18 protein-coding genes are annotated in these 20,780 nt (G+C 71.2%); 7 read left to right on the top strand and 11 right to left on the bottom strand.

Annotation, left to right across the window (positions count from 1 at the left end; translation table 11 throughout):
- The first annotated feature begins 202 nt into the window (after positions 1-202).
- Positions 203-2,125: a Xaa-Pro dipeptidyl-peptidase gene (locus tag ABGB14_RS28595; protein WP_347646910.1), complete on the top strand. Its 1,923-nt coding sequence runs from the start codon at positions 203-205 to the stop codon at positions 2,123-2,125.
- 42 nt (positions 2,126-2,167) lie between these two features.
- Here ABGB14_RS28595 and ABGB14_RS28590 read toward each other — a convergent pair whose 3' ends face one another.
- The 5 genes from ABGB14_RS28590 to ABGB14_RS28570 form a co-directional block, all read right to left on the bottom strand.
- Entirely contained in the window at positions 2,168-3,538 is a 1,371-nt protein-coding gene (locus tag ABGB14_RS28590; protein ID WP_347646909.1) for a hypothetical protein, read from the bottom strand.
- 55 nt (positions 3,539-3,593) lie between these two features.
- Positions 3,594-4,769 carry an NAD(P)/FAD-dependent oxidoreductase gene (locus tag ABGB14_RS28585; protein ID WP_347646908.1) on the bottom strand — a complete coding sequence of 392 codons (1,176 nt, stop codon included), beginning with the start codon at positions 4,767-4,769 and terminating at the stop codon, positions 3,594-3,596.
- Complete coding sequence (locus ABGB14_RS28580) at positions 4,766-5,557, bottom strand: hypothetical protein (RefSeq protein ID WP_347646907.1); 792 nt, start codon at positions 5,555-5,557, stop codon at positions 4,766-4,768. Before ABGB14_RS28580 ends, ABGB14_RS28585 begins: the two co-directional genes overlap by 4 nt.
- Positions 5,558-5,636: 79 nt before the next feature.
- Entirely contained in the window at positions 5,637-5,852 is a 216-nt protein-coding gene (locus ABGB14_RS28575) for a hypothetical protein (protein WP_347646906.1), read from the bottom strand.
- A gap of 766 nt (positions 5,853-6,618) precedes the next feature.
- Positions 6,619-7,359 (bottom strand): hypothetical protein, encoded by a 741-nt coding sequence (locus tag ABGB14_RS28570; protein WP_347646905.1) that lies wholly within the window; start codon positions 7,357-7,359, stop codon positions 6,619-6,621.
- Between the two features lie 221 nt (positions 7,360-7,580).
- Between ABGB14_RS28570 and ABGB14_RS28565 the strand changes: the two genes are divergently transcribed.
- Both ABGB14_RS28565 and ABGB14_RS28560 read left to right on the top strand, forming a co-directional pair.
- Positions 7,581-8,852, top strand: coding sequence for a Scr1 family TA system antitoxin-like transcriptional regulator (locus ABGB14_RS28565; protein WP_347646904.1), 1,272 nt, complete (start codon positions 7,581-7,583; stop codon positions 8,850-8,852).
- 166 nt (positions 8,853-9,018) lie between these two features.
- On the top strand, positions 9,019-9,852 hold the full coding sequence (locus ABGB14_RS28560; protein WP_132603089.1) for an SAM-dependent methyltransferase: 834 nt from the start codon (positions 9,019-9,021) through the stop codon (positions 9,850-9,852).
- Positions 9,853-10,073: 221 nt separating this feature from the next.
- On the opposite strand, the gene ABGB14_RS28555 is transcribed toward ABGB14_RS28560, so the two are convergent.
- Positions 10,074-10,892 carry a DUF4253 domain-containing protein gene (locus ABGB14_RS28555; protein WP_347646903.1) on the bottom strand — a complete coding sequence of 273 codons (819 nt, stop codon included), beginning with the start codon at positions 10,890-10,892 and terminating at the stop codon, positions 10,074-10,076.
- Positions 10,893-11,020: 128 nt separating this feature from the next.
- Between ABGB14_RS28555 and ABGB14_RS28550 the strand changes: the two genes are divergently transcribed.
- Complete coding sequence (locus ABGB14_RS28550) at positions 11,021-11,599, top strand: HAD-IA family hydrolase (RefSeq protein ID WP_347646902.1); 579 nt, start codon at positions 11,021-11,023, stop codon at positions 11,597-11,599.
- A 67-nt stretch (positions 11,600-11,666) separates the two neighbouring features.
- Here ABGB14_RS28550 and ABGB14_RS28545 read toward each other — a convergent pair whose 3' ends face one another.
- Entirely contained in the window at positions 11,667-12,788 is a 1,122-nt protein-coding gene (locus tag ABGB14_RS28545; RefSeq protein ID WP_347646901.1) for a TIGR03118 family protein, read from the bottom strand.
- Between the two features lie 119 nt (positions 12,789-12,907).
- On the opposite strand from ABGB14_RS28545, the gene ppgK reads away from it, so the two are divergent.
- The 3 genes from ppgK (at position 12,908) to ABGB14_RS28530 (ending at position 18,301) form a co-directional block, all read left to right on the top strand.
- Entirely contained in the window at positions 12,908-13,627 is a 720-nt protein-coding gene (gene ppgK, locus ABGB14_RS28540; RefSeq protein WP_347646900.1) for a polyphosphate--glucose phosphotransferase, read from the top strand.
- A gap of 115 nt (positions 13,628-13,742) precedes the next feature.
- A complete protein-coding gene (gene hrpA / locus ABGB14_RS28535; RefSeq protein ID WP_347646899.1) occupies positions 13,743-17,651 on the top strand; it encodes an ATP-dependent RNA helicase HrpA in 3,909 nt (1,302 codons plus the stop codon).
- Positions 17,648-18,301, top strand: coding sequence for an HAD family hydrolase (locus tag ABGB14_RS28530; RefSeq protein ID WP_347646898.1), 654 nt, complete (start codon positions 17,648-17,650; stop codon positions 18,299-18,301). The genes hrpA and ABGB14_RS28530 overlap by 4 nt, the downstream gene beginning before the upstream one ends.
- 49 nt (positions 18,302-18,350) lie before the next feature.
- Here ABGB14_RS28530 and ABGB14_RS28525 read toward each other — a convergent pair whose 3' ends face one another.
- The 4 genes from ABGB14_RS28525 to ABGB14_RS28510 form a co-directional block, all read right to left on the bottom strand.
- Positions 18,351-18,674, bottom strand: coding sequence for a DUF5709 domain-containing protein (locus ABGB14_RS28525; protein ID WP_347646897.1), 324 nt, complete (start codon positions 18,672-18,674; stop codon positions 18,351-18,353).
- Positions 18,675-18,743: 69 nt separating this feature from the next.
- The gene (locus tag ABGB14_RS28520; RefSeq protein ID WP_347646896.1) at positions 18,744-19,061 is read right to left on the bottom strand and encodes a MerR family transcriptional regulator; all 318 of its coding nucleotides are present in this window, start codon (positions 19,059-19,061) and stop codon (positions 18,744-18,746) included.
- A gap of 53 nt (positions 19,062-19,114) precedes the next feature.
- Entirely contained in the window at positions 19,115-19,546 is a 432-nt protein-coding gene (locus ABGB14_RS28515) for an Hsp20/alpha crystallin family protein (RefSeq protein WP_347646895.1), read from the bottom strand.
- A gap of 102 nt (positions 19,547-19,648) precedes the next feature.
- Positions 19,649-20,623, bottom strand: a complete 975-nt coding sequence (locus tag ABGB14_RS28510; RefSeq protein WP_347646894.1) for an MFS transporter — start codon at positions 20,621-20,623, stop codon at positions 19,649-19,651.
- Between the last annotated feature and the right edge of the window lie 157 nt (positions 20,624-20,780).

The following is a 20,780-nucleotide window of genomic DNA, read 5'->3' as shown; positions in this document are numbered from 1 at the left end:
GATAACGATGTGATCGCTATCAGGCGGCGGGTCCGTCCTGCGGCGGGGCCGCTCGATCGCGCCGCCCGGCAGGCTGCCGCCGGACTCCGCTCCCAACCCGGCCTCGAATGCGGTCCCCGGCATCCAGATCTGGAATCTTGTCAGGTTCTCAGTCATCTGCGAGATTGCAGGGTATTTGGGTCAATTATCCCGGAGGTCACGCGTGTCACAATTACGCCCGGCCCTCGTCGCCGTCGCCCTCGCCCTGGCGATCGCGACCCCGGCCCAGGCGGCCGCCGCCCCTGCGATCACCGTCGAGAACGGTCGCACGCAACCGGTCTTCTCCTATGCGGACGCCGTCCGCGAGCACGTGTACGTCGAGTCCACCGTCGACAGCGACCAGGACGGCGCCCTCGACAAGGTTCGTGTGGACATCATCAGGCCCAAGGAGTCCGGCCCCGGGCTCAAGGTGCCGGTGATCATCGACGAGAGCCCGTACTACGACAATTCCGGCCGTGGCAACGAGGGAGAGCGCAAGGAATACGACGAAGCCGGAAATGTCGTCAAATTTCCGCTCTTCTACGACAACTACTTCGTCCCCCGCGGCTACGCCGTCCTCAACGTCGACATGCTGGGCACCACCCGGTCCGAGGGCTGCCCCGACATCGGCGGCAGAGCCGACGTGCTCGGCGGCAAGGCCGTCATCGACTGGCTGAACGGCCGCGCCAAGGCGGTCAGGGCCGACGGAACCCCGGCCGTGGCCGACTGGACGACGGGCAAAGCCGCCATGATCGGCAAGTCGTACGACGGCACCCTCGCCAACGCCGTCGCGGCCACCGGCGTGAAGGGCCTGGAGACGATCGTGCCCATCTCGGCGATCAGCTCCTGGTACAAGTACCAGCGCTCCAACGGCGTCATCTACAACTACGACTACGCCTCCTGGCTGGCCGGCTACATCGACACCGACCCCGCCGCCAAGTGCCAGGCCGTCCGCGACCGGATGGACGCCGAGGACGGCGACGACACCGGCAACCACAACCGGTTCTGGGCCGAGCGCGACTACATCGACGGCCTGCTCGGCGACGTCTCCAAGGTCAGGGCCAGCGTCTTCGTCGTCCACACGGTCAACGACCTCAACGTCAAACCCGACAACTTCTCCGCCTGGTGGAAGGCGCTGGCCGACAGGAACGTGCCGCGCAAGATCTGGGTCGGCCAGACCCAGCACGTGGACCCGTTCGACTTCGAGGGCCGCAGAACCCTGTGGGTGGAGACGCTGCACCGCTGGTTCGACCACTGGCTGCACGGCGTCCGCAACGGCATCACCCGCGAGCCCCGCGCCGACGTCGAGATCGGCCCGGCGCGGTGGATCACCCAGCGCGACTGGCCGGCGCCGTTCGCGGTCAAGGCGTCGCTACGGCCCGCGCCCGACGGCACGCTCGGGCTCAAGCCCGCCCCCAGGAAGAGCACCGCCTCCTTCACCGACGTCGCCATGAGCGAGAACGACATGGTGGCCGGGATCGGCACGGCGAACCCGGGGCGGGTGGCGTTCACCACCGGCCCGCTCCCGCTCGACCTGCGCCTGTCCGGCACGCCCACCGCCGACCTGCGGGTCAAGCTGGACAAGCCTACCTCCAACCTGACCGCCCTGCTCGTCGACTTCGGCGAGGCGACCCGCGTCGACTGGATGCGCGGCCAGGGCATCACCACGCTCACCGAGGAGGACTGCCACGGCGAGAGCACCGAGGCCGACGACGCCTGCTACCGCAAGGTCGTCACCAACGTGGCCACCCGGCCGCTCGAGATCGTCGCCCGCGGCTGGATCGACGTGCAGAACCGCCACTCGCTCAGCCACGCCAAGCCGCTGCCCCCCGGCGAGTACGGCACGGTGAAGTGGCTGACCCTGCCGCAGGACTACACGTTCAGGAAGGGGCACAGGATCGGCCTGGTGATCGCCGGCACCGACGCGACCTTCAGCGGGGAGACCGGCACCGGAGCCAACGTCACCGTCGACCTGGCGGGCAGCCGCGTCGTCGTGCCGTTCGTGCTCGGCACGCCGCTGACCGACGTGCCGAAGGACACCGCCAGGTTCCGCGGTCCCGAGCGGGTGGACCTGCCGGAGCCCGAGCCCGGGTTCCACTTCTTCTAGACACCTGAGCGGCCTTGGGCTCCGCCGGGAGCCCAAGGCCCCCTACGTCCCTGGGCCGTGCGGCTGAGCGAGCCGTACGTCCGACTGCGCGGCGGCCTTGGTGATCACCGCCTGCTGCCCGCCCGCGTTCATGAGCGCCCAGACCAGCCCCGCCGCCAGCAGTCCGACTCCGAGGAGCAGCGCGAGCCTGACCACGGTCCTGACCGGCGCGCCCGCATCGGGATCGTCGTCCTCAGGCCGGTCCCGCCAGAACTCCTGGGCGCCGTCCCCGCCAGGCCCGCCGCCGGAGCCGTTCGCATGACCGTTCACGTGACCGTTCGTACGGCCGTTCGCGCGTCCGTTCATGGGGCCGTGCACGGCGCCGTTCAAGGGGATCCCGCCGTACCTGACGATCGTGCCGTCGCCGTGCGACGACCCGTTGCTGTCGCCCCTGATGACGGCGCTGTAGACGAGCTTGTCGTCGCCCGCGCCGCCGCGGAAGGCCCGCGTGCGGCTCGGCGGCGTGAACGGGTGCCGCCCGCGCACGGCGGGCGCGGCGGGAGGCTCCTGGTCGGCGGCGGCCGCGCCCGCCGCCGACCAGGGCTTTCCCGAAGTCGCCGTCGTGGGGTCGGCGACTGGGACGGATGGCGTGGCGTCGGCGACCGGGGGAGGCGGCGCGGAGCCGGACTCCACCAGTGTGCGGGCCTGCACAGGAAAGCCGTCCGCCCGCCAGATGGGCCCCTCGCCAGGCAGTGGCTGCGCCGACGCCAGCCGGCTGGGAAGTGTGCCGGGCAGTGCCGCGATCGGCAGGCGGCGCAGCAGCGCCGCCGCCGTCACGGTCCTGGGCGCGGCCCGGCAGGTCGCACAGGACTGGATGTGGCGGCCGATCCTGGCCCTGGCGCGGCGGCCGGGCGCGCTGACCCAGTCCGCCACCCGTGACGTCAGATCGGGGCAGCCGTCGGGAGCGCGCGCGGCGATGATCGCGGCGAACCACTCCTCCAGGCCGGCCGCGGCCTCGGTGACGGTGGCGCGCACCTCACTCTGGCCCATCTCGAAGAGCACGGCCAGCTCGGTGTCCGACAGGCCGTGCCGTACGGACAGGTCCAGCAGCTCGCGCTGCGGCCGTTCCAGGGAGAGCAGCGCCTCGGGCAGCAGCTCGGACATGCGGCCGGGACGCGACCACGAGCCGATGCTGGCCGGCTTGGCGACCACCGCGCGGTGCGCGCGGGCCACCGCGTACAACCAGGGGCGGCGCAGGCCGGGATCGCCCACGCGGTCCGCGTACAGGTGCGCCGTCAGCGCCGCGCCCGCGACCGCCTGCTCGGCGTCGCCCGCGGCGAGCTCGGTGCGGCAGTAGTCGTAGAGACGGGCTCCGTGCTTGTCGCACAGGTCGCGAACGGCCTGGCGCGCGTCGTCAGACAGGGTTCGCCACATCCGGTGTCACACCTCCTCGGTCGGTACGCGGGAGCACGAGGTCGCAGGGGCCCGCTCATGTCCTCCCGGCGGAGTTGGGGACCGTGTCCAGCAGCGAGGCCTGCGCCAGGTAGGCGCGGGTCGCCTCCGGGTCGCCGGCGATGGCCCGCAGCCCCGCCATGGCCGCCTCGAGCCTGGCGCTGTCGTGCTCCCGCACGCCCGCCGGCCGGGTCTGCCCGCGGGGGACCACCCGCTGCAGCAGCACCGAGCGCCGCCGCCACGCCCACGCCTCCAGCGCGGCGGGCTGGGCGAAGCCGCCGATCACCGCCGCGATCACCTGGCCGAGCTCGACGGCGTCGTGGATGCCCGCGTTCATGTTGAGCCCGCCGACCGTCGAGGTCAGGTGCGCGGAGTCGCCCACGAACAACACCCGCCCGCACCGGTACGAGGTCAGCACCCCCCGCGACAGGGCGAACCGGTCGGCGCCCGTCACGCGGATGGGCTCGCCGGCGCCCGGCAGCGCCCGCCGGACCAGCAGGCCCAGGTTGGCCTGCGACAGCGGCTCGTGCGTGTCACAGGAGATCTTGAAGATGATCCGCCAGTGGTCGGGCAGCCCGAGCAGGGTGCACGACTGCTGCACATCGCGTACGTACGTCAGCGGCGCCAGGCTCGGCAGCAGCCGGTCGAGCGGCGAGTCGGTGAACACCCGCAGCGCCTGCGTCGGATAGGTGGACCGGGGGAACGGCAGCCCCAGCGAGCTGCGCACCGTGCTGTGCGCGCCGTCGGCGGCGATCATGTACCGGGCCCGCGCCCAGGTGTGGCCGACGCGGACCCGGATCCCTGTTCCGCCCTCCGCCACACCGTCCACGTGGGTGCCGAACCTCACGTCCACGTCCGGGTGGACGCTGAGCGCGGAGAGCAGCAACCGGGTCAGCGAAGCCTGGTCGGCGTGGATCCTGAAGGGGTGCCTGGTCAGGCCGTCCAGCCGGTTCATGCCCATTTCAGCCAGCACGATCCCGGACCGGTCGCGCCACTGCACGCGGTCGACGACGCGGCCCTCGGCGACCAGCCGGGAGGCCACGCCGAGCCCGTCGAGCAGGTCGAGCGTGGCCGGATGGAAGGTGCACGCCCGCGGTTGCCTGCTGAGCTCGTTCTGGCCCTCCAGCACGGTGACCGGGATGCCCGCCCGGGCCAGCGACAGGGCCGCGGTCAGCCCGGCGGGGCCCGCGCCGACCACGATGACGCCGTTCATGCCATGCCTCCCACGCGCGCCCCGTTCGAGGCGGCCATGTGGCGGCGGTAGGGCACGCGGCTGAGCGTCACCGGCCGGCCGATGGCCCGCGACAGCCCCCACCAGGCCGTGCAGAGGTTGGAGGTCAGCAGGACGCGGTCGTTGCCGGTGCTGAGCGGCCCCAGCACGGGCAGCGTGGCCGTTCCCGAGCCGGTGAACAGCAGCGCGGCGTCACCGGGCAGATCCGCCAGCTCGACCTGCCTGATCAGCTCGGCCGGTGTCACGGTGTACGGCGAGTAGCCGCCCGCCGCGCGGACCTGCACCACCCGGGTGACGGTGAGCCCGACCTTCTTCCAGAACCGCTCGGCCAGCTCCGTCAGCCACGGCTGGTACGGCGAGACCAGGACGATGTCGCTCACCATGAGGTGCTCCATCGCCTCCCGCGCCGCCAGCGTGGCGGAGGCGAACGGCACTCCCGTCCTGGCCGTCAGCTCGGCGCACTGCTCGCGGTCCCGGTCGGGGTCGAGCAGGTAGCGCGGCTCGCTGCAGGCCATGACCATCGCGCTCAGCGGCAGGCCGTCGAAGGCGTGCACCATGGCGGGCAGGGCTTCGTTGTAGCCCTCCAGCCGCTCGGCCAGGGCGGGTCCCGGGCGCCCCGCGGAAAGCGGGTGCCGGGCCGCCGGGATCGGATGGTGTACGGGGAAGCGGGTGACGTGCATGTCGGCACGCGACCCGAGCAGGCGGGTCAGCTCGGGCTCCGCGGAGGGGTTCGCGGGCGCCACGATCACCCCGACCCTGCCGCGGCTCACTGCACCCCCCCGCGACGTGCGGGTCGGGGGGTGAGGACGGTGCGCATGGGGTTCCTCCTGCGAGGGGAAGGCGGGAAGGTCACTGGGCGCGGTGCCTCAGCGCCTGGTCGATCTCGGTGATGGCCTGGACGGACACCTGCCGGATGCGGCGCAGCCGGTGCACGCTGCGCGCCGGTTCCGACGGTGCCGGAACGTCGTCCTGGTCCTCGCCCCAGGACGGCGGCGGCGCGCCGGGCCGTACGCCCCGGGCGTGCACCTCGTGCGGCTGCGGCCTGCGCAGTTCATCGGTGAGCATGATCGCTCCTGTCGGTCGCGGGTCGATGACCCTGTGAAGGGACATGCCGGGAACATCGGCGGCGGTAGGGCCGCCGGCCGGCGCTCCGTCCTCGCTCGGCGCGCGACCGGGTGAGGAGCCGGCGGCCCCTCTTCCGCCGCGCGTGGAGATCGAGGTTCGGTCTCACGGCCCGAAGCCACGGCGACCCGCACCAGCGCCGTGGCGGCGAGCAGGACGGCGGCCGGTGAAACGGCCACCCGCACGGAGGCGTGCCTGGGCGCCGGCCTCAGAAACGGCCGGTCGATCAGTACCGTGGCGCCCGTCACGCCGATCTCCCCACCCCGCACCGCCTCCGTGCCGGTGGCGGCGAGCGCGGAGGCTCGCCGGCGGGGCCCGGCGACCGGGGTCGCCGCCCTCGCCGGCAGGCCTGCCGCGTTCGCGCGGCCCCGGCGCGGGGTCGTGGGTGACCCCGCGCGCGGCACCGCGAACGCGCCCGCCTGGTCCGGCGGGAGCGACGTATACCGACCCCAGGCGCAACCCCTCGATTTGACCAGCACGCCAGCCGCTACCGCGCTGGTCAACAGCACCGCGCCGACTAGGTCGGGCACGTGCCGCACGATGCCGGAGGGGCGAGGAAGCGCCGGGGCCGGCGCACATGTGCCTCTGACCGGCCGCCCGCCGGTCGAGGCCTGCCGGGACGCGGTCGCGACGACCGTCGCCGCGTCCTGGCAGTGACGGGGCGTGCCGAGCGCTGCCGCGCCCGGCCCGCCGGAAGGGACGGCCCGCCTCATCGGGCCGTTCCCGCGCTCAGGGCCCCATCAGGGACGCTGTTGGGGACGCTGACGCCGACCATGCGCTCCGTCAGGCCCGCCGTGGAGGAGCCGGAGTCACCTGACTCCCGTTCGTGTGACCTGGCCGGCGCCGCACCGCCGGCCACCGTACGCGCGACCTTCGAGGCGAGCGCGAGATGCTCGCCGCAGCGCCGGGCCACCTTGGCCTCCAGCCCGGCCACCTGGGCCAGCCTGAGCCGCAGCGGTTCCAGCGACGAGCCGCGTTCGAGACCGTCGAGATCGGCCAGCCGGGCGGGCCAGCGCAGGGCGTCGCCGCAACGGGCCTCCACCTCGCCGGGAAGCTCGCCGGCCGGGAATCCCTCGTGACCGAGCCGGGTGGCGATCATGACGGCGGTGAACGCCGTCCTGTCGAAGTCGGCCAGCCGTCCCGCCAGGGCCGCCCTCAGCATCCTGGCCCGGTGGCTCAGGCAGACCGCACTCCACCCGAGCAACAGCAGCCGATCAGGGCCCGTCTCCGTGTGCCAGCCGGCCAGCCGCAGCTCGCGGGCCATCCGGTGGTAGAAGCGCCAGCGGTGACGGGGACTGTCGAGCCAGACCTGGACGCCGCCGAGCGGCAGGCTCGCGACGTGCACGCCGGAACCGGCGACGCGCGTGCAGATGCGCTGGACCACCTGCTCCTGCCTGCTCGGGGCCGGATCCTCCTGGAACCAGGAACTGCCCGAGGAATCCATGGTCACGTCCGGCCACCTCCTCGTCGAGGACTCTCTCCAGAACCCCTGGCTGTTAAGTGCCACTTTCCATACGCTGCGATAGTCTGCTGACAAAGGGGGGTGTGTCAACTGACAGTTTGCGCATATGTTAATACCTCCCCGCTGGGCAGAGCTTGCCCACATGGCAGGGGACAGGGAAGCACGCGTCCCTTACGCTGGATGAGTTCACGGGCGGTAGGAGGTGTGCCGTGGCGAACTTCGCCGAACGGCTCGATCTCGCGCTGACCAAGCGCGGCTTCACCGGCGCGCAGGTCGCCTCCACTCTGACGGAGGCGGGCATCCCGATCACGCGTGCCTATGTCAGCCAGTTGCGCACGGGCAAGCAGACCAACCCCACGCTCCAGGTGCTCAGGGCGCTGGCCTCCTGCCTGCAGGTGAGCGTCGGCTGGCTGGTCGGCGACGACTACCTCGAGTCGGGCAGCGCGGAGGAGCTCCAGTTGCGGGCCGCCACCATCGGCCGGTCCGTCTCGGGCCTGTCCGAGGGCTCCCTCGCCGTCCTGCACGGCGTGGTCGAGCTCGCCCGCAAGGCCGAGGGCCTGCCCGACGAGCCCGTGCCCGCCGCCGGCATCCCCGACGCGGCGGCGCCCCTGAGCGATCCGCAGCGCAGGGCGCTCGGCAGGCGGCTGCACGCCCTGCGCCAGGCCGCCAGGCTCTCCGTCGAGCAGGTGGAGACCGCGCTCGGCAAGGGCGCGGCCGCGATCCCCGCCATCGAGGAGGGCCGCATCGCGCCCGCGCCCATCACGGCCGAGCGCCTGCTCACCGTCTACGGCGTCACCGCCCCGCCCGTCCGCGACTACATGATGTCGCTGGCCAGGGGCGAGCGCGGAACCGCCTGGTACGACGCGCACTCGGTGCCCGTCTGGCTGGCCGCCGCCTACGCGCTCGAACAGCGGGCCACGGTCATCCGCACCTACCACAACCAGTTCGTCCCGCCGCTGCTGATGGCCGACGACTACGCCAGGGCCGCGATCGCCGCGACGGGGCCGGCGATCCTCGGGCAGCGGACGGTCGACGAGGCGCTCGCCCTCGTGCTGGCCCGCCAGGAGGCCATGGCCGGCGAGAGCGGCACCGTGTTGTGGGCGGTCATCGACGAGAGCGTGCTGGCCCGCTCCATCGCCGGGCCGCACGTCCAGCTCCGCCAGCTCGACGTGCTGCTCGACCACGCCAAGCGGCCCAACGTCTCGCTGCACGTCGTGCCGATGGACGACCCGGCCTACGTGCCGCGCACCGGACCGTTCACCATCTGGCGCTTCGCCGAGGAGTTCGAGGCCGACGTCGCGTGCGCCCACGGCATCGAGTCCGACGAGCTGGTCACCGAGGGCGGGGCGGTCGAGACGTACCACCAGGCCTTCACCAAGCTGTCGGTGACGACGACCACCCGCGAAGAGACCGTCGAGGTGCTCAATTCCCATCGCGAACGACTTTCGCGTTCGCTGGGAAACGATCTCTTTCCCGCGTAAATGATCATTATGCGCGAGGCGGGGTAACGCATATATACCGAAAACTAATGGCTTTTCGTGTTGTCATCTGCTCCGTAGCGAGGATCATATGGTGTGGGTCATCGAGTGGGGTCCGAAAGGACAGCTTTTCCCGAGATAGTGGGCGAGGGGAAAGGGGCAACACTCAATGCGTCAGCGTGCCATCCGAAACCTGGCGAAGCTGGAGCTGACCCAAGCAAGGATCACCCGTATTCTCGACGCCGCAGCAGGTGGAAAGAACAACTTCGTGGCGGACCGCGACGCGGTACGCCGGTACGACCAGGCAGCCCCGATCACGACGACGGCCGCACGGGCCGTGCTCCACTATCTGTGCCGTGTGGTCCGTCATCTGGCGAGCGTGGGTGTGGACCAGTTCGTGATCGTCGGGAGTGGTGTCCCCAGCGGCCTGCCGCCCGGCAGGCAACTGCACGACATCGCCCGCGATGCCCTGGACGGCTCGGCGCCGCGTGTGGTGTACGTCGAGAACGACCCGATGGTGCTCGCCGGAGCGAGGGCGACCATCGAGCCCGTCACCGACCTCGTACGCGTTGTAGAGGGCGACGTGCGTGAGATCGACGACATCCTCGATGACAGGGTCCTGCAGACGTTCCTCGACTGGGACCGGCCCATGGCCGTGCTGCTGCTGTCGACCCACAGCCTGAACGACGACGAGTTCTTCCACTACGTGATCAAGCGGATCCGGCAGGCCGTTCCGGAACGGAGCTACCTGTCGCTGCTGCAGACCACGTTCGACGCGATCCCCCCGGAGCTGCTGCCCGCCATACACGACCTGTTGGCGATGACGCTGCCCGGGCACGCGATTCGCACGAGGGAGGAGGTTGAGGCGCTGCTCGAAGGCCTGGTGCTGGTAGATCCGGGGCTGGTGTGGGTCCCGGAATGGCGGCCGGACGGCCACGAGAGCGCCTGCGTCGACCAACCGAGTTCGTCCGGCACCTACGGCGCCGTGGCGCGCATCCCGTGAGCCCGGCCGTGGAGACGGCTACGGCTCGGGGGCGGCCGTACAGGGCCCGGCTTCTTCGCCGGCCGGGCCCTTGGGAGGACCGGCGCCGGACGGGCGCGCTGAGGGCACGAAGGGCGCCGGCACGGGCCGCGCCGCCATGTCGCTCGAGAGGGCCGCCGCCCGCTCGGGGACGACCGTGACGCGGGTTGGGCGCGCGGCCCGGGGACGACCGTGACGCCGGTTCAGTCCCACCAGAAGGACCACGCGTGCCGGCCCGTGATCTGCTCGGCATAGCCCAGGAGGTCGCCCGGCCCCTGGACGACGTTGTCCGGGCAGAAGGCCCAGTGCTCCGCCGCCACGTGTAAGGCGTGCTCCGGGTCGTCCGGCGGCGCCGCCACGCTCAGGTCGAGCGTGTTGAACCCGACGCTGACCACGCGCGCCCCGAACCGGTCCTCCCAGCTGCGCACGACGGCAGCCAGCGGGACCATCCACTCGTTGTGGTGCAGCGCGCCCTGCCAGCCCATGACCGCCAGCGCGTCCGCTCCCCGGCCGGCGGCGACCAGGCCGAGCGGCATTTCCTTGGCCGCCAGCTCGCCCGCCAGCCAGTCGGCGACCGCCTCCGGCTCGGCCTTCAGCACGCCGGGCGCGGCGGGACCGGGGCAGATGGCGCCGTACGGCTCCAGCTCGGCCAGCGCGTCCTTCGGCATCTGCGCCACCCACTCCTCCCACACCTCGGTCATGAACCCCTCGGCGGTGAAGTGATCGATCTGGCGGGGATCGTCCGGCACGACCTGCCCGACCGCCCACGGCTGCGCCGACTCGTCCAGCAACACCGGCCACAGGCCGCTGTGCGCGTGCCAGGCGCGCAACAGCGCCCAGTCCTCGCCCACCGCCGGTTCGTCGCTCATCCAGAACGCCGGTCGCGCGGCCTCGCCCTGCCGGGTGTAGCCGGGGTCGGGCCAGACCACCTCGCCCGGCGGCAGCCCGGCCGGCAGCCGTCGTCCCCCGCCGCCGTCGGCGAACAGCCTGCACAGCTCGCGTGGCAGCCGGTGATCGTCCATGCCCTACCGTTCCGATACCGAATCCTGTCTCGGAGATGGTAGTCCCGACCGTTACCTGAGCACCTTCGGCGGCGCCGGAAAAGTCATGGCTACTGGCCAGGGTGGCGAACGCGGCACAATGAGGGACTGTGATCCCCTTCGCCGCTGTTCTGTCCGACCTCGACGGCGTGCTGCGCCACTTCGACCACGCCGCCCAGGCCGACATCGAAGCCCGTTACGGCCTGCCCCTGATGAAGACGGCTTTCGACCCCGAGCTGATCATGCCGCCGACGCTCGGCCACGTCACCGAGACGCAGTGGGCGGAGTCGATCGCCGTGGCGCTCGGCGGCGACGAGCGGGCCCGCCAGGCCGTCGGCGAGTTCATGAAGATCCGCTTCTGGGTGGACGAGGAGGTCAGGGCGCTGCTGTCCAGGGCGCGGCAGGAGGTGCCCCTGATCATCGTGACCAACGCCATGGACACCCTGGAACACCACCTCGACCTGCTGGGGCTCACCGGCTTCGCCGACGACGTGGTGAGCAGCGCCAGGGTCGGCGTGGCCAAACCCGACCGGCGGATCTACGAGATCGCCGCGGAGCGCGCCGGCGCCGAGCCCGCGCGCTGCCTGTTCGTCGACGACCGGCTGCAGAACGTGGAGGCCGCCAGGGCGCTCGGCATGACCGCCGTGCACTACCGCACGTACCAGGACCTCGCGGCGGTGCTGGGCTGAGGCGCCCCCACCCAGGCCGGGCGAGCCACGCGACCGGCCGGGCGGGGGCGGGAGAGGGAGCGCCCGGTCAGTACCCGCCGTACGGGCTCTTGGAGGACGGGGTGGAGGGCTTGCCCGACGAGCCCTTCGACGGGCCGCCCGAGGGAGCCGACGAGGACACCTTCGTGCCCTGCGGCGCGATCACGCCGATCAGGCCGTGCTTGGCCCCGTCGATGCCGGCGGAGAACCACAGAGCCTTCTCGCCGCCGGTGGCCGCGGTGCCGGGCTCGAGGTCCCACAGGCCGGGCAGCACGATCGGCTTGCCGTTCGCCAGGCGAAGGGAGCCCAGGTGACGGCCGCGCTTGTAGGCGTGTACGGTCCCGTCGCCGAAGTTGCCGACCAGCAGCGCTCCGGCGTACTGTCCCCAGCCCTTCGGCGCGGCGGTCAGCCCCCAGGGGGCGTTGAGCCCGACCCTGGAGATGCGCCCGGTGAGGCGCCCGTTGCCGTCGAAGCGGCTCACGAAGCCCTTCCCGTCGCCGAACACCGGCTTGCCCGTGGTCTTGTCGCGCAGGGCGTAGGCCACCCAGACGTTGCCGTTGACGACGGCGACGTTGTAGGGCTTGTAGGTCGAGGGGATCGCCTTGTCCCTGAACTGCCAGCGCGACAGCCGGATGCGCTCGAAGTCCTCGTCGAAGGCGTGGATGCGCCCGCCGGCGAAGTCGGCGGCCAGCAGGAAGGCGCCGTCGTCGGTCTCGACCAGCTCCAGCCCCTTGTAGTCGGCGCCGCGGGTGAAGGCCGCGATGATCGCGTTGCCCGGGTCGGCCTCCGCGTTCCAGCCGGTGATGGCGCCGCTCGGGCTGGAGAAGATGAACGTGGCCGGCCTGCCCTTCACGGTGAAGCCGTCGCCGGGGTTGAACACCTGGCCCGTCGGGGCTCCGCCCGGAATGGCCACCTCGGTCTTCTCCTTCTTGCCCGTGCCGGAATAGACGGTGGCGCTGCCGGTGCCGGTGTTGGACACCCACAGAGTCTTGCCCATGGCCAGGCCCCACGGGTTGACGACCTTGGGGTCGGTGACAGGGGCTTTGCCCTTGACGTCCGACACAAGGTTGATGACGTCGAAACGCGTCCTGGTGGTGGCGTGTGCGGGAGTGGTGAGAGTCGCTCCCAGAACGACCGCAACAGCGCAGAGTGTGATGATGCGTGGCCGCATCCGTTGCCTCCTAGTTAGCGCTTGTGACGCGAGATACGCGGGGGGCGGGGAGCGGGTTCAGTCAGGTCCGGAAATGGCGGCGCGGGAGTTTTCCCGCATCGCGCGGGGAGAGGAAAAGCATGGACGTGTTGGGCATCGATATCGGCGGTTCGGGAATCAAGGGCGCGCCCGTCGACACGAAAGCCGGCAAACTGACGGAGGAGCGCCTGCGCATTCCGACGCCGCAGCCCTCCAAGCCCGACGAGGTGGCCGAGGCGGTCGCGTCGATCATCAAGCATTTCGGCTGGAGCGGCCCTGTCGGCATCACCTTTCCCGGCGTGGTCGTGGACGGCGTCGTCCTGACGGCCGCCAACGTCGACCCTTCGTGGGAAGGGGTCGACGCGGCCGCGCTCTTCGGCGGGGCCACCGTGCTGAACGACGCCGACGCGGCGGGCATGGCGGAGATGACGTTCGGCAAGGCCAAGGGACAGCGGGGGACCGTGCTCGTGCTGACCTTCGGGACGGGCATCGGCAGCGCGCTGTTCACCGACGGGCGGCTCGTCCGCAACACCGAGTTCGGGCACCTGCGGCTGCGCGGCAAGGACGCCGAGCACCGGGCGTCGGCGCGGGTCAGGGAGGAACGGGACCTCAGCTGGAAGGCGTGGGCGGGGCGGGTGGAGGAATATCTCCGGTACGTCGAGATGCTGTTCACGCCCTCGCTGATCGTGATCGGCGGGGGAGTGAGCAAGAAGGCCGACAAGTTCCTTCCGCACATCCACCTCGACACCCCCGTGGTGCCCGCCGCCCTCCGCAACGAGGCGGGCATCGTCGGCGCCGCCCGCGCCGCCGCGTCCCGCTGACCGCACGGTCCACGATCGTGAGACGCCGGGATATTGGGATGCGCGGCCCGGCGCGGTCGGGCACCATGGGCGGTTGGCTCCGGGGCCGCGGGGCTCGAATATCCTCGACAGCAGTATGGGAACGTCTTCGTTGTCCTCTCCACTCGCCGACCTCCAGTCCCGCCTGCCCGACCTCATGCCCCGCGATCAGCGGCGGTTGCGGCGCAGGCTCGACGGCATGCGCCGGGTGCGCTCGCGAGAGGCCCGCGACAAGATCGTCGCGGAGATCCTCTCCGACGTGGAGCGAGCCGAGCAGCGGCTGGTACGCCGCCGCGACGCCGTACCGAAGGTCACCTATCCGGAGAACCTGCCTGTCTCCCAGCGCAAGGACGACATCCTCGCGGCCATCCGCGACCACCAGGTCGTGATCATCGCGGGGGAGACCGGCTCCGGCAAGACCACCCAGATCCCCAAGATCTGTCTCGAGCTGGGGCGGGGCGTGCGCGGGCTGATCGGCCACACCCAGCCCCGCCGCATCGCCGCCCGCACGGTCGCCGAGCGCATCGCCGAGGAGCTCGGCGCCGGCGACGGCCAGAAGCTCGGCGACGTGGTCGGCTACAAAGTCCGCTTCACCGACCAGGCCGGTGACCGCACCCTGGTCAAGCTGATGACCGACGGCATCCTGCTGGCCGAGCTGCAGCACGACCGCATGCTCGACCAGTACGACACCCTCATCATCGACGAGGCCCACGAACGCAGCCTCAACATCGACTTCATCCTCGGCTACCTGAAACAGCTGCTGCCCGAGCGCCCCGACCTCAAGGTCGTCATCACCAGCGCGACGATCGACCCCGAGCGGTTCTCCCGGCACTTCGACGACGCGCCGATCATCGAGGTCTCCGGCCGCACCTACCCGGTCGAGGTGCGCTACCGCCCGCTCGACGATGACGACGACCAGACGCAGGGCATCGTCGACGCCTGCAGAGAGCTGACCGGCGAGGGCCCCGGCGACATCCTGGTGTTCCTGTCGGGCGAGCGGGAGATCCGTGACGCCGCCGACGCCCTGGCCAAGGCGGAGTTCACGGGCACGGAGATCCTGCCGCTCTACGCCCGGCTGAGCGCCGCCGAGCAGCATCGTGTCTTCCAGCGCCACACCGGCCGCCGCGTCGTGCTGGCCACCAACGTGGCGGAGACCTCGCTCACGGTCCCCGGCATCAAGTACGTCGTCGACCCCGGCTACGCCCGCATCTCCCGCTACAGCCACCGCACCAAGGTGCAGCGCCTGCCGATCGAGGCCATCTCGCAGGCCAGCGCCAACCAGCGCAAGGGCCGCTCGGGCCGCACCTCCGACGGCATCTGCGTCCGCCTCTACGAGGAGGACGACTTCCTCAACCGGCCCGAGTTCACCGACCCCGAGATCCTGCGGACCAACCTCGCCTCGGTCATCCTGCAGATGACCTCGATCGGGCTGGGCGACATCGAGGCGTTCCCCTTTGTCGAGCCGCCCGACCGCCGCCAGGTGAAGGACGGCGTCAACCTGCTGCACGAGCTGGGCGCGTTCGACGTCCACGGCAAGCTCACGCCCGTCGGCCGCAAGCTGGCCGGCCTGCCCGTCGACCCCCGGCTGGGCCGCATGGTGCTGGAGGCGGAGAAGAACGGCTGCCTGCGCGAGGTCATGGTGATCGCCGCCGCCCTGTCGATCCAGGACCCGCGCGAGCGGCCCTCGGACAAGCAGCAGCAGGCCGACGAGAAGCACCGCCGCTTCGCCGACCCCGAGTCGGACTTCATGGCCTACCTCAACCTCTGGCACTACCTGCGCGACAAGCAGAAGGAGCTGTCGTCCAGCGCCTTCCGGCGGTTGTGCAAGGCGGAGTTCCTCAACTACCTGCGCGTGCGCGAGTGGCAGGACATCTACAGCCAGCTCCGCCAGGCGCTCGGCGCCCAGCCCGGCAGCCGGGCCGCCGACCCCCAGCAGGTGCACGCGTCGCTGCTCGTCGGGCTCCTGTCGCACATCGGCGTCAAGGACGTCATGGAGAAGCGCGGCCAGGACGGCCGCAGGCCGATCCAGGAATACCTCGGCGCCCGCAACGCCCGCTTCGCCATCTTCCCCGGGTCGGCACTGGCCAAAAAGCAGCCGCAGTGGCTCATGTCGGCCGAGCTGGTCGAGACCTCCCGCCTGTGGGCGCGCGTCAACGCCAAGATCGAGCCGGGCTGGGTCGAGCCGCTCGCCCAGCACCTCGTCAAGCGCACCTACTCCGAGCCCCACTGGGAGAAGAACCAGGGCGCCGTCATCGCCCTGGAGAAGGTCACGCTCTACGGTGTGCCGCTGGTCGTCGGCCGCAAGGTCAACTACGGCCGCATCGACCCCGACCTGTCGCGCGAGCTCTTCATCAGGCACGCGCTCGTCGAGGGCGACTGGGACACCCACCATCGTTTCCTGAAGGACAACCGCCGGCTGCTCGGAGAGGTCGAGGAGCTGGAGAACCGCGCCAGACGCCGCGACATCCTGGTGGACGACGAGGCGCTGTTCGACTTCTACGACCAGCGGGTGCCCGCGGACGTCGTGTCGGCCCGCCACTTCGACTCCTGGTGGAAGAAGGCCAGGCACGAGCAGCCCGACCTGCTCACGTTCTCGCCGGAGATGCTGGTCAACGAGGGCGCCGACGTCAGCACCCGCGACTATCCCGACACCTGGCGCCAGCTCGGCCAGCGCATGAAGCTGACCTATCGGTTCGCGCCGGGCCCGGATGAGGACGGCGCCGACGGCGTGACCGTGCACGTGCCGCTCCAGGTGCTCAACCAGGTCAGCTCCGACGGCTTCGACTGGCAGATCCCCGGCCTGCGCGAAGATCTGATCACCGCGCTGATCAGGTCGTTGCCGAAGAATCTGCGTCGCAACTTCGTGCCCGCCCCCAACTACGCCAGGCAGGTGCTGGAGGGCGTCAAGCCGGGCGGCGAGCCGCTGCTGGAGGCCGTGGAGCGCGAGTTGCTGCGCCTGACCGGCGTCCGGGTGCCGCGCGAGGCCTGGCAGCTCGACCAGGTGCCCGCCCATCTGCGCATCACCTACCGGGTGATCGACGAGCGCAGGCGCACGGTCGCCGAGGACAAAGACCTCGACGCGCTGAAGCGCCGCCTCGCGCCGCGCCTGCGCCAGACGCTCTCGGAGGCGGGCGACGACCTGGAGCAGACGGGCCTGCACACCTGGAGCTTCGGGACGTTGCCCAGGGTGTTCGAGCAGGGCCGGATGAAGGGTTATCCGGCGCTGGTAGACGCGGGCGACTCCGTCTCCATCAAGATCTTCGAGACGGAGGTGGAGCAGCGCCGCTCCCACTGGCCCGGGGTGCGCCGCCTGCTCCTGCTCAACGTCACCAACCCGGCCAGGTCGCTGCTCGGCGGCCTGTCCAACCAGGCGAAGCTGGCCCTGTCGCGCAGCCCGCACGGCGGGGCGGTGGCGTTGTTCGACGACGTGGTCGACGCGGCCGTCGACAGGCTCATGCTCGACGCGGGCGGACCGGCCTGGGACCCGGTGGCTTTCGACCGCCTCTACCAGCACGTGCGGGCTCACCTCTACGACACGTCGGCCGAGGTGCTGGGGAAGGTGGAGCAGATCCTGGGCGTCTGGCACGCGGCGGGCACCCGGCTCGACGCGCTGCAGCCGAGTGCGGCGACCGACGACGTGCGCGAACAGCTCGGCAGGCTCGTCCGTCCGGGGTTCGTCACCGCCACGGGCCACCGGCGTCTGCCTGACGTCCTGCGCTATCTCCGCGCGATCGACCGCCGGCTCACGAAGCTCCCCGAGGATCCGTGGCGTGACCGGGAGTGGATGGATCGGGTGCACAAGGTCGAGGACGACTACCACGACCTGCGGCAGAAGCTCCATCCGGCCCGGCGCGGAGACCCTGACGTGGTGGAGATCGGGTGGATGATCGAGGAACTGCGGGTGAGCTTCTTCGCCCAGACGCTCGGCACCCCCACCCCGGTGTCGGAGAAGCGCATCGCCAAGGCGATGGAGAAGCTCACAGCGGTGAAACAGGGAGATCGATGATCAGGACTGTGGTGTTCGACGTCGGTGAGACGCTGATCAGCGAGACGCGCATCTGGTCGCGCTGGGCCGAGCGGCTCGGCGTGAGCGCGTTCACGCTGATGGGAGCGCTCGGCGGGATGGCCGCGCTGGACCGTGCGCACAGTGACGCCTTCGAGCTCGTACGCCCCGGCGTCGACCTCGCCAGGGAGGAAGCCGAGTGGGAGCGCGACGACCCCCACGGCATGCGCAACACCTTCGACGCCGGCGACCTCTATCCCGACGTGCGCGACGCTCTGGCGGCCATCCGGGCGGCCGGGTACCAGGTGATCATCGCGGGCAACCAGCCGGAGCGGGCCTACGACGCGCTCGTCGCCATGGACCTGCCGGCCGATTCCGTGCACACCTCCGACGGGTGGGGCGTCTCCAAGCCCGAGCCCGGATTCTTCGCCAAGGTCGCGGCCGTCGCGGGCCACGAGCCCGCCGAGATCCTCTACGTGGGCGACCGGCTCGACAACGACGTGCTGCCTGCCAGGGCGGCCGGCATGCGGACCGCGCTGCTGAAGCGGGGCCCATGGGGCTACCTGCACGCCGAGCGACCTGAGGCCGGCGCGGCCGACGTGATCGCCGACGACCTGTACGCCCTGCTGCCCGCACTCGACGGTCTCGCCTGAAGGTCGGGCGGACGTGCGGCGGCTTTTCTCCCGACGCCGCCGGCGCCCTTCACGTGAGGTTCTCGTCGGGGTCGATGCGTACGGCCCGCTCCTCCGCCGAGAGGTCATCCGTGTCGCCGCCCTGGTCCACACCGAGTTCCTCGTCGTCCGTGTCGGGTTCGAGCCCCTCGTCCGGCTGGGTCAGCCGGTGCTTGGGCCGGGACTCGTGGAGCCGGGACGGCGCCTCCCGCCGCAGCCGCTCGTCGAGTGTGTCCCGGTGCCGGGGGTCGTCCTCGGCGACCTCGTGGTGGAGGCCGAGGTCGTCGGTCCACTCTGCGACCTCGATCTCCTGCTCATCGGCGTAGCCGTATCGGTCCGGAGGTTGTTCGGTCATACCGGCCCCCTACCCAGCGAGCGGTCCGGAATCCTCCTTGCCGGACCGGCGGGAGGGCGGATCACCGGGTCACTGCCGCTCGCCGTCCAGCCGGGCGCGGGCCTCGTCGAGCTCCCTGCGCACGTCGGCGAGCTCGCGTTCGAGCTGCAGGATCCGGCGGATGGCGATGAGCGTCATGCCTTCTTCCGTCATGCGGGTGACGTGCCGGACGATGAGGATGTCGCGGCGGGAATAGCGCCGCTGCCCGCCGTTCGAACGGCTCGGGCTGATGACGTCGTGCTGGTCGAGCCGCCGCAGGAAGGCGTGCTGGACCTGCAGCATCTCCGCCACCTGGCCGAGGGAGTAGAGAGGCGCGTGTTCGTCGTCAAGGGGGAGTTCTGGCGTCATGGCTCTCCTCGTGATCCGGGAGCGGGCCGGGGAGCCCGCCCCCGGACCGCGCGTCAGGCCTTGATGGCCCTGGTCTCGCCTCGCCGGATCTCCACCTTGCGCGGCCGGGCCCGCTCGAGCACCGGGATGCGGACGGTGAGCACGCCGTTGGCGTAACCCGCGTCGATCTGCTCGCTGTCGAGGTGCTCGGACAGGTAGACCCGGCGGGTGAAGGCACCCATCGGGCGCTCGCGGACGAACAGCCGCTCGTTGTCCGCGACCTCCTCCTCGCGGCGGGCGCTCACGCTCAGCACGCCGCGGTCGACCGTGACCTCGATGGAGTCGGGGTCGATGCCGGGGAGGTCGAAGCGGAGCAGCACGTCGTCGTCGCGGCGCAGCCCGTCCATGGGCATCACGGCGCTGCCGTTGTCGAAGGTCTGGCGTGCCAGGCGGCTGAACTGCCGCTCGAACTCCTGGATGAACGGGTCAATTGAGGTCAAGAGCATTTTCTAACCTCCTTGCTGCTTCTCCTGATGGAGCTAACCTCCAAGTGCATTTACAGGTTAGCTCCATCAACGGCTACAGGCAAGTGGTGTTTCCGTGGACGGTCAGGCGTTCCCCAGACGTGGCCTCAGCCTGGCGGCCTGCCTGATCGTCCTGCCTGACAGCCGGGCCAGCACCACCGCCGCGAGCAGGGCCGCCGCCACGCAGGCCACCCCGCCGATCTCCAGGGCGGCCCTGGGTCCCATGGCGTCGCTGAGCCAGCCCAGCAGCGGCCCGCCGAGCGCGCCCGCCCCGGCGCTGACGATGGACAGCGCCGCGATGATCCGGCCGCGCATCGGCTCCGGGCTGTCGAGCTGCGCCCGTGCCGAGACGGTGGTGTCGACGGTCACCGCTCCCGCCGCGATCGGCAACATCAGGGCCGCGAACGTCCACAACCCCGGCATCAGCCCGCTCACCGCCTGGGCGACCCCGGTCACGAACGCCGTGAGCAGCAGCAGCCGGATCGTCAGGTGAGGCCGGGAGGCGGCCACGAACCCGCCGAGCACCGTTCCGACGGCGAACACGGTGGACAGCAGCCCGTAGCCGCCGGCACCCGCGTCCAGAGGGCCGGCGCTCATGGCGGCCATGGTGACCTGGAAGTTACGGCCGACGCTGCCCGAGACGAACCAGAGCGCCAGCACCACGAGCAACCACGGCGTGCGCAGCACGTACCGCAGGCCGTCGCGTACGGCGCCGGGCTGCCGCTCGGCGGTGGCCAGCGGGTGCAGCTCCGCGCGGCGCATGGCCGCCACCGCCGCGATCACCACGAAGAAGCTGGCCGCATTGATCACGAAGAGCCCGCCGTTGCCGGTGAACGGGAGCAGCGCGCCCGCCAGGCTCATGCCCAGGATGCGGCCGGCGGAGCTGAGGATCGAGCCGAGCGCCATCGCGTTCGGCAGGTCGGCCGGCGGCACCACCTGGGCGCCGAAACGGCTGCAAGAGGGTCGGCAGCGTCTGCATGACCGAGGCTCAGCCCGACGCTCGTCGCCGAGCCCGTCAGCGTGAGGACGAGCCAGTTGACGCCGAGCACCTGCATCCACGTGCCGGTCACGGAGACGATGTCGGCTCCCGCCCAGAGCCGGTAGTTGTGATGACGCAGAGCCCTGAACGTGGGGGAGGAGGGAGACACAACCGATCCTTGCCTTGACGATGCACCGGGGGATCAAACACGGCTCTCGAGGAAGCGGATTCCGATCA

Origin of the sequence: Nonomuraea sp. B10E15 (assembly GCF_039871615.1) — a bacterium.
Lineage (GTDB): Bacteria > Actinomycetota > Actinomycetes > Streptosporangiales > Streptosporangiaceae > Nonomuraea.
The sequence above is the reverse complement of the archived record's forward strand: the minus strand, read 5'-3'. Positions and strand labels throughout refer to the sequence as shown.

Excerpts from the sequence above, each read along its gene's own strand:
- ABGB14_RS28590 (WP_347646909.1), bottom strand. The coding sequence starts at position 3,538 with ATGTGGCGAACCCTGTCTGACGACGCGCGCCAGGCCGTTCGCGACCTG.
- ABGB14_RS28585 (WP_347646908.1), bottom strand. The coding sequence starts at position 4,769 with ATGAACGGCGTCATCGTGGTCGGCGCGGGCCCCGCCGGGCTGACCGCG.
- ABGB14_RS28575 (WP_347646906.1), bottom strand. The coding sequence starts at position 5,852 with ATGCTCACCGATGAACTGCGCAGGCCGCAGCCGCACGAGGTGCACGCC.
- ABGB14_RS28560 (WP_132603089.1), top strand. The coding sequence starts at position 9,019 with ATGCGTCAGCGTGCCATCCGAAACCTGGCGAAGCTGGAGCTGACCCAA.
- ABGB14_RS28555 (WP_347646903.1), bottom strand. The coding sequence starts at position 10,892 with ATGGACGATCACCGGCTGCCACGCGAGCTGTGCAGGCTGTTCGCCGAC.
- ABGB14_RS28545 (WP_347646901.1), bottom strand. The coding sequence starts at position 12,788 with ATGCGGCCACGCATCATCACACTCTGCGCTGTTGCGGTCGTTCTGGGA.
- ppgK (WP_347646900.1), top strand. The coding sequence starts at position 12,908 with ATGGACGTGTTGGGCATCGATATCGGCGGTTCGGGAATCAAGGGCGCG.
- hrpA (WP_347646899.1), top strand. The coding sequence starts at position 13,743 with ATGGGAACGTCTTCGTTGTCCTCTCCACTCGCCGACCTCCAGTCCCGC.
- ABGB14_RS28530 (WP_347646898.1), top strand. The coding sequence starts at position 17,648 with ATGATCAGGACTGTGGTGTTCGACGTCGGTGAGACGCTGATCAGCGAG.
- ABGB14_RS28525 (WP_347646897.1), bottom strand. The coding sequence starts at position 18,674 with ATGACCGAACAACCTCCGGACCGATACGGCTACGCCGATGAGCAGGAG.
- ABGB14_RS28520 (WP_347646896.1), bottom strand. The coding sequence starts at position 19,061 with ATGACGCCAGAACTCCCCCTTGACGACGAACACGCGCCTCTCTACTCC.
- ABGB14_RS28515 (WP_347646895.1), bottom strand. The coding sequence starts at position 19,546 with ATGCTCTTGACCTCAATTGACCCGTTCATCCAGGAGTTCGAGCGGCAG.